This window comes from Rhodococcus sp. ACS1, assembly GCF_002300155.1.
GTDB lineage: Bacteria > Actinomycetota > Actinomycetes > Mycobacteriales > Mycobacteriaceae > Rhodococcus_F > Rhodococcus_F koreensis.
In genome coordinates, this window is record NZ_NSDZ01000001.1 from 1469918 (window position 1) to 1484580 (window position 14663).

The window sequence follows — 14663 nt, forward strand, 5'->3', positions numbered from 1 at the left end:
CTCGTGACCGTCTCTGCCGATACCGTCGAAACCGTCGTTTCCGCGTGCCGCGACCGATTGGGCGACCCGTCCGGCTGGGTCACCTCCGATGCCTACCGGCACAGCCTCGCGCTCTGCATCATCGAATCGGTGCAGTCGAGCGCCGGGCACAGCGAGGTCGCCGTCGTCGACCGCTACCTGGCGTACCGGCGGGCACACCCCGATCAGCCCCTCACCGACGGCGCCCGCGACCTGCTCCGCACGTTCGAGGAGGCAGGCAGCTCGGATCAGTGGGCGGGCAAGGTCGGCTCGTACAAGCGGCGGTACACGGCGACCGGTGTGCCGATCGAGGCGCGCCACATCCAGCTGGCGGCGGAGCGCCTCCACCAGCTCCGGATCAACAGCATCGACGACCTTCTCGAGGCCGCCCGGGACGAAGCCGCCCTGGAGCAGATCCACGACGCGTGGATCGAGGTGTGCGGGGAGAGCAGCGACGTCACGTGGGCGCACTTCCTGATGCTCGCCGGGATCCCCGGGGTCCGGCCGAACCGGGTGGCGGACGTGTTCATCAGCGGCGCGCTCGGAGTTTCGGAAGCCACCGACGACGGCCTGGCCGAGGAGATTCTCGAGGCGACCGCGACGGAGCTCGGCGTCGATCCGGACCAGTTGAACTACGCGATCCGGCGCTGGCTGTCCGCCAACTCGCGCCGCCTCGAAGAGGCCGCCTGAGTTATCAGTTTACGCCGAGTTACACTAATCTCCGCTGGTCAGAACAGAAATACACATAACGGACATCGGTCCTGGTGCGAAACTAGGACAAATGTGATCGAATGCACATCCGTCATGTCGTTTCAGTGGAGGGGTCATAGTGCGTGAATTCTCGGTACCGCAGTCGTTCTCAATTCCGGAGGACGCCTCCATGGCGGACACGGTCTTCCGTCATGCCGAGGAAGATCCGAAGTTCGTTCCGTTCAAGCGCCCGGGCAACGGTGGGTGGGTAGACATCACCGCAGCCGAGTTCGCGCAGCAGGTCTCCGCCGTCGCGAAGGGCCTCATCGCTTCGGGCGTCGAACTCGGTGACCGCGTCGCGATCCTCTCCGCGACCCGGTACGAGTGGGTCGTCATCGACTACGCGATCTGGACGGCGGGCGGGTGCACCGTCGCCATCTACGAAACGTCCGCACCCGATCAGGCCAAGTGGATCCTCGAGGACTCCGGCACGTCGCTGCTGGTCGTCGAGAACGCGAAGCAGGCCGACGCGCTGAAGGTCGTCACCGACGGCGCCCCCGACCTGCGCGAGGTCCTGCAGATCGAGGGCGCGGGCGCGATCGAGGAACTGTCGAAGCGCGGCGAGAGCGTCACCGACGAGCAGCTGCACGAGCGTCGCCACCAGGTGCGCGCGTCGTCCCCCGCGACCCTGATCTACACGTCGGGCACCACGGGCCGCCCCAAGGGCGTGCAGTTGACGCACTCCAACTTCTACGCGGAGTCCGCGGCCGTGAAGCTGGCGCTCAGCGACGCGATGTACGCGGGCAGGCGCACCCTGATGTTCCTGCCCCTCGCGCACGTCTTCGCCCGCGCCATCTCGTTCGGGGCGTTCGACGCCAAGGTCACGGTCGCGCACACCGCCGACCTCACGACGCTGCTCGACCAGTTCGCCGCGTTCAAGCCGCACTTCATCCTGTCGGTGCCGCGCGTGTTCGAAAAGGTCTACAACTCCGCCAAGCAGAAGGCGTACGACGGCGGCAAGGGCAGTATCTTCGAGAAGGCGTCGGCCACGGCGATCGCGTACAGCGAGGCGCAGGACACCGGCGGCGCCGGGCTGGGCCTCAAGCTCAAGCACGCCCTGTTCGACAAGCTCGTCTACTCGAAGCTGCGCACCGCGCTCGGCGGCGAGTGCGACCGCGCCGTCTCCGGCGGCGCCGCGCTCGGTGCACGCCTCGGTCACTTCTTCCGCGGCATCGGCGTCCCGGTGTACGAGGGCTACGGTCTCACCGAGACCAGCGCCGCCATCTCGGTGAACACCACCCGCGCACAGAAGGTCGGCACCGTCGGCAAGCCGATCGACGGCCACGCCGCCAAGATCGGCGAGGACGGCGAACTGCTCCTGAAGGGTCCCGTCGTGTTCGGCGGGTACTGGCACAACGATCAGGCCACGGCGGATTCGATCCGGGACGGCTGGTTCCACACCGGCGACCTCGGCTCGATCGACGAAGAGGGCTACATCTCGATCACCGGCCGCAAGAAGGAAATCATCGTCACCGCGGGCGGCAAGAACGTCGCGCCCGCGGTCCTCGAGGACGCCCTCCGCGCGCACCCGCTGATCAGCCAGTGCCTCGTGGTCGGCGACGGCAAGCCGTTCATCGGCGCGCTCATCACCCTCGACTCCGAGACCCTCCCGGGCTGGAAGGAACGCCACGGGCTGGCCGCCGACACCCCGGTGTCCGAACTGGTGAAGAACCCCGACCTGGTCGCCGAGATCGACGAGGCCGTCGCCGAGGGCAACAAGAAGGTGTCCAACCCGGAGCGGATCAAGAAGTACCGCATCCTCGAGGTCGACTTCACGCAGGAGACCGGTGAGCTCACGCCCACGCTGAAGCTCAAGCGCAACGTCATCCACAAGGAGCACGGCGCGGCCATCGAGGCCATCTACGCGTAAGCGGCTCCGCCGCCCGTGAGTGGTTACGGAGTCCCTGCACTCCTCAGCCGCTCACGGGCGCGCAGCGCCCAGCACGAAATCGCGGACCACCGCGGTGACGGCGGCGTGGACCTTCTCGTGCAGCAGGTCGTGTCCGGCGTCGTCGAACTCCCGTAGTTCGAGGCCCGCGATGCCCGCCGCCCAGTCCCGGACGGGATCGATCGGGGCCATGCGGTCGTCCACGCCGTGCACCGCGAGCAACGGGATTTCCAGCGAACCCAGCGCGTCCGCCGTCTGCTGCACGGCGGCGGTCTTCGGGGTCCCGCAGAGAATCGCGCGCCGGAATCCGGAGTCGCCGCGCAGGAGAAGTTCCATCGAGACGGCGGCCCCGAGGGAGTGCCCCATCAGCACGCGCGGGACGTCCGGCGCGTGCTGCTCCGCGAGGCGGGTGACGAGCGCGGCGTCCTCCGCCAGCTCCGCGACGGTGCCGGGGTGGTCGCCCTCGGACAGGCCGTGACCTGCCTGGTCGATTCCCCACACCCCGATTCCCGCCGGCGTCAGCCCGCGCGCGAACCGGTGGTAATGCCCCGTGTGCTGCCCCATCCCGTGCAGAAACACCAGCTGGACGACGGGTCCTCCCACCGCGCTCCAGTGCCGGTAGTGGACTCGTCCGGAGTGGCCGTCGAAGAAGGGCATGGCTGCCATTCTGGACGTGTCGCACCCCGATGGCACAATCGGCCGGGTGAACTCACCGGCAGAACTGGGGACGTAGCTGTGTTCCTCCTCGACGACACCATCGTCTACAGCGCCAGCGACCTCGCCGCGGCCGCCACCTGCGAGTTCGCGTTGCTGCGTCGATTGGATGCCACGCTCGGGCTCGGCGGCGCCGGCACCACCTCCACGTCCGTCGACGACGATCCGATGCTGCGACGGACGTCGAGCCTGGGCGACGCCCACGAACATCGCCGGCTCGAGCGGTTCCGCACCGAGTACGGCGACGGGGTGGTCACGATGGACCGGCCCGAGTACACCACCGTGCGCCTGTTCGACGCGAACCTGGCCACCGTGGAGGCGATCCGCGGCGGCGCCGACGTCGTGTACCAGGGCACGTTCTTCGACGGCCGCTTCCTGGGTTTCTGCGACTTCCTCGTCCGCGACGGCGACACGTACGCCGTCTACGACACCAAGCTGTCGCGGCACGCGAAGGTGCCGGCTCTCCTCCAGCTCGCCGCCTACGCGGAAGCCCTCGCCGGCAACGGCATTCCGACGTCCCCGGACGTCCACCTGCTGCTCGGCGACGACAGCGACTCCGCGCACCCGCTCGGCGACATCGTCCCGGTGTACTCCGCGCGACGCTCCTCGCTCGAACGGATTCTCGACGAGCACCGCGACGAGCAGTCGGTCGCGGAGTGGGGCGACCCCCGGTACACGGCCTGCGGCCGCTGCGACACGTGCACTCCGGAGGTCGAGCAGCATCGCGACCTCCTGCTGGTGGCCGGAATGCGCTCGACGCAGCGGAGCAGGCTGATCGCGGCCGGGATCGGCACTCTCGACGCGCTCGCCGCGTATTCGGGCAGCGTCGAGTGGCTGCCCGAGCGCACCCTCGAATCGTTGCGCGCCCAGGCTGCCCTGCAGTTGCGACAGGAGTCCTCGGGCACCCCCGAGTTCCAGCTGTACGCCCCGCAGGCCCTGGGTGGGCTGCCGGAACCGGACGACGGCGACATCTTCTTCGACTTCGAGGGAGACCCGCTGTGGGCCGAGAACGGTTCCACCGACTGGGGTCTCGAATACCTCTTCGGCGTGGTCGAGGGTCCCGCCGGCGCCGCCGTGTTCCGGCCGTTCTGGGCGCACGACCGCGCGGAGGAGCGGCAGGCGCTCGTCGACTTCCTCGACTACGTGACGGCGCGTCGTCAGCGGTACCCGAACATGCACGTCTACCACTACGCCGCGTACGAGAAGTCGGCGCTGCTGCGGCTGGCGGGGCGGCACGGCGTCGGCGAGGAGACCGTCGACACCCTGCTGCGCGACAACGTCCTCGTCGACCTGTACCCGGTGGTGCGCGGGTGCCTGCGGATCGGCGAACGGTCCTACAGCATCAAGAAACTCGAACCGCTGTACATGCCGGAGCAGCCGCGCGACGGCGACGTCACCAATGCCGCCGCGTCGGTGGTCGCGTACGCCGACTACTGCGATCACCGGGACAACGGCCGCGACGAGGAGGCCGGTGCACTGCTGCAGGGCATCGCCGACTACAACCAGTACGACTGCGATTCCACGTTGCGGCTGCGCGACTGGCTGATCGGGCAGGCGCGGACGCACGGCGTGGGCCTCCGGCCGCCGGGCGACGGGCCCACCCCGGTGACCGAGGAATACACGTCCGCAGAGGCGGCGTTGCGCGAATTCGCCGGGCACGGTCCGAGCGAGCACCGGGGCCACGACCAGCAGGCCGCCGCCCTCATGGCGGCGGCGGTCGGCTATCACCGGCGTGAGCGGAAACCGTTCTGGTGGGCGCACTTCGATCGGCTGGTCGTGCCGCACGACGAACTGTCGGACATCCGGGACGTCCTGGTGGTGTCGTCCGCGGTCGTCGAGGAGAACTGGCACAAGAGCAGCCCCCGGCAACGCAAGCTGCGCCGGCGTCTCGAGCTCACCGGCCGGTTCGGCACCGGGAGCACGGTGGGTACCAAGACCACGATGTACGCGCTGTACGACACTCCCGCACCGGAGGCGGTCGCCGGCGACAACCCGCAGCAGCGGGGTACGTGCACCGTAAACGTGCTCGAGGTCGGGAAGGACGGCCGCCGCCGCGACGTGGTGATCGTCGAGGAACTCCTGAACGGCGAGGAGTACGGACAACTTCCGACGGCGATCACCCCCGGGCCACCGATCACGACCGACCGCATCGAATCGGCGATCGCGGTGGCCGCGGACGGCATGTGCTCACCGCTGCCGGAGCTTCCGCTGTGCGCGTCCGTGGACATCCTGCGGCGGTCCGATCCGCGCACCCGGAGCGGGAATCCGCTCCCGCCCGTCGACGGCACGGACTACGCGGGCGCGATCACCGCGGCTCTGCTCGACCTCGAGGACTCGTACGTCGCGGTGCAGGGTCCGCCCGGCACCGGCAAGACGTACACCGGCGCCCGGGTGATCAAGGCACTCGTCGAGCAGCACCACTGGCGGATCGGTGTGGTCGCGCAATCGCATTCGGTGATCGAGAACATGCTCGGCGGCGTCGTGAAGGCCGGGCTCCCCGCCGAACTCGTCGCGAAGAAGGACGGGCGGCATCGCGCCGCGACGTGGACCGACATCAGTTCCAACGACTATCCGGGCTTCATCGACCAGGCGGAGGGCACGGGCTGCGTGATCGGCGGGACCGCCTGGGACTTCGCCAACACCGACCGGGTTCCGCCCGGCAGCCTCGACCTGCTGGTCATCGACGAGGCCGGGCAGTTCGCTCTCGCCAACACCATCGCGGTGGGCGGTGCGGCCCGCAATCTTCTGCTACTCGGCGATCCCCAGCAGCTTCCCCAGGTCAGCCAGGGCACCCATCCGGAACCGGTGGACGCGTCGGCTCTCGGGTGGCTCGCCGAGGGTCACGGGGCGCTGCCCGCGAGCCGGGGCTACTTCCTCGAACGCACGTGGCGGATGCACCCGCAGCTGTGTGCTCCCGTCTCGACGTTGTCGTACGACGGCAAGCTGCGTTCGCAGGAATCGGCCAGTGCCGCACGGCGGCTCGACGGTATGGACGCCGGGGTGCACACCGTCTTCGTCGACCACCAGGGCAACGCCACCCAATCCCCCGAGGAATCGCGGGAAGTGGTCAATCGGATCACGAAGCTGCTCGGATCCGGCTGGACCGACCCCAGCGAATTCGAGGGCACCCGCCCACTCGACGAGTCCGACATCCTGGTGGTGGCGCCGTACAACGCGCAGGTCGGGTTGATCGAACGCGATCTGGCCGCCGTCGGCCTCGACAAGGTCGAGGTGGGCACGGTCGACAAGTTCCAGGGGCGGGAGGCGGCCGTCGCCATCGTGTCGATGACCGCGTCCGCGATCGAGGACGTGCCGCGCGGCATGTCGTTCCTGCTGTCGCGGAACCGGATGAACGTGGCCGTCTCACGCGGCAAGTGGGCGGCGATCATCGTCCGATCGGAATCGCTGACCCAGTACATGCCGAGCACCCCGGAAGGACTGACCGAACTGGGTGCCTTCATGCGGCTCACCGATCAGCCGAAGCACTGACCCTCGCCGCGGTAGGTGGGCACGGCGGTGCGGGATCCGTCCGACTCGACGAGGTGCACCTCGGTGAACCGCTCGCACAGCTCGCCGGCCTTTGCGTGCCGGAACCACACCCGGTCGCCGATGCCGAGATCGACTGCCGCTCTTCCGGTCACGGGGGTCTGCACCTCGCCGGCGCCCTCGTTGCGCAGTAGCTTCAGGCCCGTCGGCCACATCGGTGCGGGCACACGGCTGCGCCCGGCGGGTCCGGAGGCGATGTAGCCGCCGCCGAACAGCGTCGCGATGCCGGGTGCAGGCCGCCGGACCGTCGAGAGGGCGAAGTACAGAGACGGGTGCGGGCGGAACGAGCGGTACCGGTCGAAGAGCGTGGGCACGTACAGACCGGAACCGGCGGTCACCTCCGTCACGACCGGGTCGGCGGAACTCACCTCGAGCGAGCCGGTGCCGCCGCTGTTGACGATCTCGAGTACCCCGACTTCCGACTGCACGGCGTTCACCACGGAGCCGCGACGGGTCGCGAGTTCCCTGGCGGACGCCCGCTTCATCCAGCCGATCGGCGGGCTGGAGTCGGGCAGTCCCGCGATCTGCGCTTCGTAGAACATGACTCCGACAACCGCAAACCCGCGCGCGGCGGCGCGTTTCGCGAACGCGGCGACGGCGGACGGCTCGCGGAGCGGGGAGCGGCGGACCCCGATGTGGACGGGTCCGAGTCGCAGCGACGCGTCCACGTCGATGCACAGCCGGGCCCGGAGGGACGTGGCGCCGGCGGCAGCGGACACGAAGTCGAGGTGGTCGTCGCCGTCGACCATGAGGGTGATCCGGTTCAGCAGTTCGGGTTCGGCCGCCAGTTCGGCGAGGGCCCCGCGGTCGGCGGTCGGGTAGCCCATGAGGATGTCCTGTGCGCCGTGCCGGGCGAGCCAGATCGCCTCGCGAAGGGAGTACGCCATGATCCCGCGGAAGCCGCCGGCCGCGGTGAGATTCTCACCGAGCGCGACCTGGAGTACCGCACGGCAGCGGACGGATTTGCTGGCGACCCGGACCGGGGTGCCGGCGGCGCGCCGGACCAGGTCGGCGGCGTTGGCACGCAGGGTGGGCAGGTCGAGCGCGGCCAACGGCGGGTCGATCTCGGTGGTCGAGGCGATGAGACGGTCGAGCGTGGGCGTCACAGTTCGTCCAATCGTTGGGCATCGATCTGCGACGCCAGTCAACCATTGAGTTGGACGATTGTCCAGATCGCGTGGACCGGATCAGGCCTGCTCGACCGCCTTGGCCGTGATCACCTGCACCATCTCGTCCAGCGCCGCGATCATCGCCTCGCTGTCCCGGTCGACGAGCCACCGCAGCACGAGCCCGTCCAGCATGGCCAGCCCGAACCGCGCGATCGACTCGACCGGAGTGCCCCAGCCGACGCCGGCGATCCGGGCACACTCGGCGAGGAACTCGATCGCCTCCTCGTCCATCGTCCGGTACTGCTGACCGGCAATATCGCCTGCCCGCTCGCTCCCGGACGCCCGGTGCCGCAACGCCTGCGCGGTGATCTCGTACGTCAGCAACTGACGGTCCGGGGTGGCCTCGATGATCGGCCACATCCCGCTGATCCCGATGTGGAGCAGTTCTCGCAGACCGTCGATCCCGCGCAGGTCCGGCGCGTGCCGCACCTGACCGAACGCCAGCCGCATCGACGCGCTGAGCTGCAGAACCAGGCTCTCGCCCATTGCGGCGAGGAGCTCCTCCTTGCTCTCGAAGCAGTAGTGCACCACACCGAGAGAGACACCCGCCTCCTCCGCCACGGCACGCACCGTGACCGACGCGACGCCGCGCTGCTCCGCGATGGCCAGCGCCGACTCGACGAGTTGGGCACGACGTTCATCCGCAGGAAGCCTGTTCAGCATCCTCTGATCGTAGAACCTGAGGGGGCCTCCCCCGCGACCAACACGGACGCCCGACCAACCCGGCATTTGCCTGGACGAGCGTCCAGGTTCATGATGGGCGAATGGCACAGGACACATGGCGCAACTGGGCGGGCACCGAGACGGCGAACCCGCTGCGCTTCGCGACCCCACGCTCGGTGGCGGACCTCCGCGCACTCGTCTGCGGTGCCGCGCGGCAGGGACAGCGGGTCAAGGCTGTGGGGTCGGGCCACTCCTTCACCGGGGTCGCCGTCACCGACGGCATCCTCGTCAGCCTCGACGCCCTCACCGGCATCGAATCCGTCACCCTCGACGAACCGGCGGGTGCCCTCGTCACCGTCCTCGCCGGGACGCGACTGCACGATCTGAGCGAGCAACTCTGGCACCGCGGTCTGGCCATGATCAACCTGGGCGACATCGACGTGCAGTCCGTCGCGGGTGCGCTGTCCACCGGAACACACGGCACCGGAGCGCGTTTCGGAGGTCTCGCGACCCAGGTCCGCGCCCTGCAGGTGGTGCTGGCGGACGGCTCGGTGGCCGACTGCTCCCCCACCGAGAATCCCGAACTGTTCGAGGCGGCACGCCTGGGCCTCGGCGCGGTCGGCATTATCTCGAAGGTCACGATCCAGTGCGTGCCGAACTACGTGATGCACGCCGTCGAGAAGCCGGAGTCGCTCGATGCCACCCTCGACCGTCTCGACCACGACCGCGCCACGATCGACCATTTCGAGTTCTACTGGTTCCCGCACACGCGCCGCGTCCTGACGAAGCGCAACACCCGGCTACCCGGCGACACCCCGACGTCTCCTCTCCACCAGGTCCGCGCCTACATCGACGACGAACTGCTCTCCAACGTCCTGTTCGAGGGCATCAACAGGGTGGCGAGCCTTGCGCCGTCGACGATTCCGAAGATCAACCGGCTCTCGTCCCGCATGCTGAGCGCGCGCGAGTTCACGGACCGCAGCTACCGGGTCTTCGCGTCGGAGCGCCGGGTGAAGTTTCGGGAGATGGAGTACGCGGTACCCACCGAGGCACTTCCGGACACTCTCGCGGCGATCGACGCGTGGGTGGAGAAGTCCGCTTTCACGGTCGCGTTCCCCGTCGAGGTGCGCTTCGCCGCGGGTGACGACGTGTGGCTGTCGACGGCGAACGGGCGGGACACGGCGTACATCGCGGTGCACCAGTATCACCGCCGCGACCACGAACCGTACTTCTCCGCCGTCGAGGCCATCGCCCGGGAGGCGGACGGGCGGCCGCACTGGGGCAAGATGCACGGCCGCACCGCCGAGGACCTGCGGCCCGTATACCCGAACTTCGACGAGTTCCTCGCCGTGCGCGACAAGTACGATCCCGAGCGAATGTTCGACAACGCGTACCTCCGGACCGTCCTCGGTCGCTAACGTGGACTAGGTGGCCCCCAGTCGATCTTTCGACCGTCGCAACTTCCTTCGCGTCGCAGGTGCCTCCGGGGCGGCGGCGTTCGGTGCCGCGATGCTCGGTGCCTGCGGGGAACGCCTGCACGATCCGAAGGTTCCGCCGCTGCCCGACGGCCTGTCCGTTCCGAGTGGCGGAGCGGTGTCCGAGTTCACGCCCGTCGACAAGGCGACGTGGCGCGTGCAGGGGGATCCGCTGGTCGCCCCGACCGGCGACGGGCCCCTCGCCGGTATGCGACTGGCCGTGACGGACCTGTATGCCGTTGCGGGACAGCAGATCGGCGCGGGCAGCGGGCGAAGACTCGCCGAGGCGCCCGTCGAAACCGGTACCGCCGCGGTGGTGGCACGCCTCCTCGGGCAGGGCGCCCGCGTCGTCGGTCTGACGCAGACCGACGACCTCGGTTACGGACATTCCGGCGTCAACCAGCAGTTCGGGACGCCGCCCAACCCCCGCACCGAGGACCGCCTGCCCGGCGGCGCGACGTCGGGGGCCGCGAGTGCGGTCGCGCAGGGCGCCGCCGACATCGGACTGGGCGTCGACACCACCGGTTCCGTCCGCATCCCGGCGTCGTATCAGGGCCTGTACGGTTTCGCGCCGTCCCGGGGCGCCGTCTCCACCGACGGACTGTTCCCGCTGTCCCCCACGTTCGACACCCCGGCGTGGGTGTGCAGCGACGTCGACACCCTCGTCGCGGTGTCCGGCGCCGTTCTCCCCCTCACCGCGGAGACCCCGTTCCGCGGCGCGCTCACCTCGGACGGCATCAACGCCGTCGCCGAGGCGGGGGCGCTCGGCGCGGTGCGGCGCGCCCTCACCGCGTGGGAGAAGAGTTCCCTTCCGCGGCTGACGTGGACCGACACGGACATCGGGCGGCTGCCCGACTGGTACGACGCCGTCGTCGACGTGCAGGGCTACGAGGCGTGGCGGCTGCACGGCGAGTGGGTGAGCCAGGCGATGTCGTCGCTCGGCGACGAACCCGGCCGCAATTTCGCCGACGCCAGCCGCATCTGGGAGACGACGTACGGGCGGAAGCTGACCATGCTCGCCGAGGCGTCGCAGACGATCACCGCGTATGTGGGTGACCGCCTGCTCCTACTGCCCGCCACGTCGTCCGTCGCCCCCGAGCGGGCGAGCGACCCCAGCGGCGGACGGTTCCGGAACACGATGCGCGCCACCGGCATGCTCACGTGCCTCGCGAGCATCTCGGGGTTACCCAACGCGACCGTGCCGTTGCGCACCGACGACGGGGTTCCCGTGGGCCTGTGCCTGGTCGGGCCGTACGGCCGCGACCGCGACGTCCTGGCCGTCGTCGCGAGTCTCGGCGACACGGGGCTGACGGACTGACGACCGGGCCGTCAGCCGCGGAGCAGTTGCGCCTTGCGTGCGTCGCTCGCGAACGACGCCTTGATCGAGTTGCGGGCCAGGGTGTCCCGCTCGGCGTCGGTGAGGCCGAGCTGGTCCCGCAGTTGCGCGAAGTTGTCGTCGACGTACCCGCCGAAGTAGGCGGGGTCGTCGGAATTGACGGTGACGAGCAGGCCGGCCTCGAGCATGGTCCGCAGTGGGTGCTCGGACAGCGAGTCGACGACGCACAGCCGCACGTTCGACAGCGGGCACACGGTCAGCGGCACTTCCTCGTCCACCAGGCGCGCCACGAGAGCCGGATCCTCGAGCGCCCGCACCCCGTGGTCGATTCGCTCGGCGCCGAGGAGATCGAGCGCCTGCCAGATGTACTCCGGCGGCCCCTCCTCGCCCGCGTGGGCGACCACGTGCAGCCCCTCCGACCGGGCGCGGGCGAAGACGTCCTCGAACAGCGACGGCGGGTTGCCCACCTCGGCCGAGTCCAGTCCGAGCCCGACGATCGGCGTCTGCAACCGGATGATCTCGGAGAACACTTCCTCCGCCTCGTGCACGGGACGGTCGCGCAGGATCGCGGCGATGGCGGCACTGCTGAGACCGAACTCCCGCTCGCTGGTGCTCACCGCGTCCATGATCCCGTCGAGCACGTCGTGCAGCGGGACACCACGATTGACGTGGGCCTGCGGGTTGAAGAAGAACTCCACGTGCGCGACGCCGCCCGCGGACGCCCGCGCGAAGTAGGCGCGGGTAAGGTCCGCGAAGTCCTGGGCTGTCCGCAGCACCTGCATGTTGGCGAAGTACAGGTCGAGGAACGACTGCAGATCGGTGAACTGGTACCGCGAGCGGAGATCGTCGAGGTCCGCGTACGGCAGCTGCACGGAATTCCGTTCGGCCAGCGCGAAGATCAGCTCGGGTTCGAGGGAACCCTCGATGTGCATGTGCAGCTCGGCGACGGGAGAGCTCACGGGTGGATACCTGCCTTTCGCACCACCTAGGCAGCGGTGTCGCGGTCGACGATACGGACGAAGCCGTCGCCGTCGATATTCGCGGTGTCGCCGGTGTGAAACCAGCCACCGGTGAACGTCTTCGCGGTGACCTCGGGGCGGTTCCAGTAGCCGCGGCTGACTCCCGGACCGCGACACAGCAATTCGCCGACACCGCGGCCGGCGTCGGGCCCGAGGAGCGCCACCTCCATCCCGCCGAACGCGACGCCGACGCTGCCCGCGTGTGTCAGAGCGCACTCGTCGGGCAACGCCAGCCCGGCCCCGCAGGTCTCGGTCATGCCCCACCCGAGGAAATGTCTGGCCTCGGGAAATGTTTGCCGGAGGAGTTGCGACTGGTCGAGGGACAGACCCGAGCCGCTGTAGTCGATCCAGCGCACCGCGCGCCGGCCGAAACTCGTCACCCGCGAACTCTCCACGGCGCGCAGGAGAACTGCGGGCGCCGCGGTGAGCACGTCGGCTCCGGTGCCTCGCCACGACGCCGCGTCGGTACTCCCCGTCAGCAGGACCGTTCCGCCCACCACCAGCGTCGAGAGCAGTTCGACGAGCGATCCCACGGTGTGCAGTTCGGGTTCGACGAGGAGATTCCGCAGTCCGTCGGAGCTGAACCCGCGTGCGTGGAGCACGGATTCGATGGTCGAGAGCACGTTCTCATTGCTCAGCTCCACACCCTTCGGGGACTCCGACGGGCCCGGCGTGTACGACAGCAGCACCAGCTCGTCCGGGCTCGCACCGTCGTCGATGAACGAGATACCTTCCGGCAGTTCGCCGTCGAGGGTCAGCACCGACTGGCTGTCGGCGAGCACCTGACCGGTCCGCGCGTCGTCGAGCGCCGGGCTCACCCCGACCGGCACGCCGCCGGCGAGCAGCACCCCGAGGAACGCCTCCACCCAGCGGACCCCCATGGGCTGCCGGACCGCGACGCGGTCGCCGATCTCGACACCCTTCGACTTCAGCCCGCCCGCCACCCGGGCCGCGGACGTCCACAGTTGCGAGAACGTGAGTGACCGGCCGCCGTCCTCCTCGACGGCGACCCGGCCCGCGTAGCGGTGCACGGAAATGTCGAGCAGTTCGGTGAGCGACGGGTTGAGGCCGCCGTACCGGAGCAGGCCGTCACGACCGCGGACCACGCGATCGTCGCGGAAGAACGGACCCCTACTCGGGTACTCGACGAGGGACGACGACATCTGCACCTCCGCTGCGCGACCGGGACGTTTGCCACGACTATATGACGCCCGTCACAGTTGCGGGGAGCGGATCGCCGACGCCTACCGCCCGCGGTACGTCGCCTTGCCCGGTCCCACGTCGAGGAAGCTGCGTACCGCACCCCGGAGGTCCTCGGTCTCGAACAGCGCACCCGACACGTCGGGCGTGATCGAGTCGGCGTGGGCGACTCCACCCGATCGCCACGCGGAGATGATCTGCTTCGTGGCGTCGTGTGCGCGCGTCGGCCCGTCCGCCAGGCGTGCGGCGAGCGCGCGGGCCTGCGCGTCGACGTCCTCGTGGACGGCGTTGACCACACCCCACGCATGCAGCGTCGCGGCGTCGTACAGGTCGCCGGTCATCACCAGTTCCCGGGCGCGGCCGGAGCCTGCCCGCTCGGCCAGCCGCTGCGGACCGCCCATCGACGGGGTCAGCCCCACGACCGTCTCGACCAGTCCGAACTTCGCCTTGGGCGCGGCGAGGATGATGTCGCAGGCGAGGGCGATCTCGAAGGCGGCGGTCAGCGTCAGTCCGTGCGCCGCGTACACGACGGGGCACGGCAGCGCCTCCAGCGGATGGCAGATCTCGGCGAACAACTCCTGCCACAGGTCCGCGCCCTGCTCCGCGGTGAGCCCGTCGAACACGTGGACGTCCACCCCCGCCGAGACCACCTTGCCCTCGGCGCGCAGCAGCACCGCCCGGGGCGGATCCTCGGCGAGTGCCGCGACGTCGGCCTGCACGGCGTCGAACATCGCCTGATCGAAGAGGTTCAGTGGGCCGTGGGCGAACGTCAGGATCGCGATCTCGGCGCCGGCGTCGGTGCGGACACGCTCGAGTCGGGTGGGATGCGCGGCGGCAGGCTCAGTCATGCGGCCAGACTGCCACACCTGTTCCGCCTACGATCGG

The 14663-nt window shown here is 69.5% G+C and carries 11 protein-coding genes; 5 read left to right on the forward strand and 6 right to left on the reverse strand.

What is annotated here, in order from left to right; translation table 11 throughout:
• Nucleotides 1-3: 3 nt before the first annotated feature.
• Together CJ179_RS06945 and CJ179_RS06950 are read left to right on the forward strand one after the other, a co-directional pair.
• On the forward strand, nt 4-708 hold the full coding sequence (locus tag CJ179_RS06945) for a heme peroxidase (protein ID WP_095861079.1): 705 nt from the start codon (nt 4-6) through the stop codon (nt 706-708).
• 139 nt (nt 709-847) lie between these two features.
• Nucleotides 848-2638: a long-chain fatty acid--CoA ligase gene (locus tag CJ179_RS06950; protein WP_095860972.1), complete on the forward strand. Its 1791-nt coding sequence runs from the start codon at nt 848-850 to the stop codon at nt 2636-2638.
• 51 nt (nt 2639-2689) lie between these two features.
• On the opposite strand, the gene CJ179_RS06955 is transcribed toward CJ179_RS06950, so the two are convergent.
• The gene (locus CJ179_RS06955) at nt 2690-3313 is read right to left on the reverse strand and encodes an alpha/beta hydrolase (protein ID WP_095861080.1); all 624 of its coding nucleotides are present in this window, start codon (nt 3311-3313) and stop codon (nt 2690-2692) included.
• A 78-nt stretch (nt 3314-3391) separates the two neighbouring features.
• On the opposite strand from CJ179_RS06955, the gene CJ179_RS06960 reads away from it, so the two are divergent.
• The gene (locus CJ179_RS06960; RefSeq protein ID WP_095860973.1) at nt 3392-6859 is read left to right on the forward strand and encodes a bifunctional RecB family nuclease/DEAD/DEAH box helicase; all 3468 of its coding nucleotides are present in this window, start codon (nt 3392-3394) and stop codon (nt 6857-6859) included.
• On the opposite strand, the gene CJ179_RS06965 is transcribed toward CJ179_RS06960, so the two are convergent.
• Together CJ179_RS06965 and CJ179_RS06970 are read right to left on the reverse strand one after the other, a co-directional pair.
• Nucleotides 6844-8022 (reverse strand): amino acid deaminase/aldolase, encoded by a 1179-nt coding sequence (locus CJ179_RS06965; RefSeq protein WP_095860974.1) that lies wholly within the window; start codon nt 8020-8022, stop codon nt 6844-6846. The genes CJ179_RS06960 and CJ179_RS06965 overlap by 16 nt on opposite strands.
• An 81-nt stretch (nt 8023-8103) precedes the next feature.
• Nucleotides 8104-8748 (reverse strand): TetR/AcrR family transcriptional regulator, encoded by a 645-nt coding sequence (locus tag CJ179_RS06970; RefSeq protein WP_072948343.1) that lies wholly within the window; start codon nt 8746-8748, stop codon nt 8104-8106.
• A 101-nt stretch (nt 8749-8849) separates the two neighbouring features.
• On the opposite strand from CJ179_RS06970, the gene CJ179_RS06975 reads away from it, so the two are divergent.
• Nucleotides 8850-10166, forward strand: coding sequence for a D-arabinono-1,4-lactone oxidase (locus CJ179_RS06975; RefSeq protein WP_095860975.1), 1317 nt, complete (start codon nt 8850-8852; stop codon nt 10164-10166).
• A gap of 10 nt (nt 10167-10176) precedes the next feature.
• Nucleotides 10177-11541, forward strand: coding sequence for an amidase family protein (locus CJ179_RS06980; protein WP_095860976.1), 1365 nt, complete (start codon nt 10177-10179; stop codon nt 11539-11541).
• Between the two features lie 11 nt (nt 11542-11552).
• On the opposite strand, the gene CJ179_RS06985 is transcribed toward CJ179_RS06980, so the two are convergent.
• The 3 genes from CJ179_RS06985 to CJ179_RS06995 form a co-directional block, all read right to left on the reverse strand.
• A complete protein-coding gene (locus tag CJ179_RS06985) occupies nt 11553-12518 on the reverse strand; it encodes an adenosine deaminase (protein ID WP_072948338.1) in 966 nt (321 codons plus the stop codon).
• Between the two features lie 26 nt (nt 12519-12544).
• Complete coding sequence (locus tag CJ179_RS06990) at nt 12545-13741, reverse strand: class I adenylate-forming enzyme family protein (RefSeq protein WP_072948337.1); 1197 nt, start codon at nt 13739-13741, stop codon at nt 12545-12547.
• 81 nt (nt 13742-13822) lie between these two features.
• On the reverse strand, nt 13823-14626 hold the full coding sequence (locus CJ179_RS06995) for an enoyl-CoA hydratase/isomerase family protein (RefSeq protein WP_072948336.1): 804 nt from the start codon (nt 14624-14626) through the stop codon (nt 13823-13825).
• Nucleotides 14627-14663 lie beyond the last annotated feature (37 nt).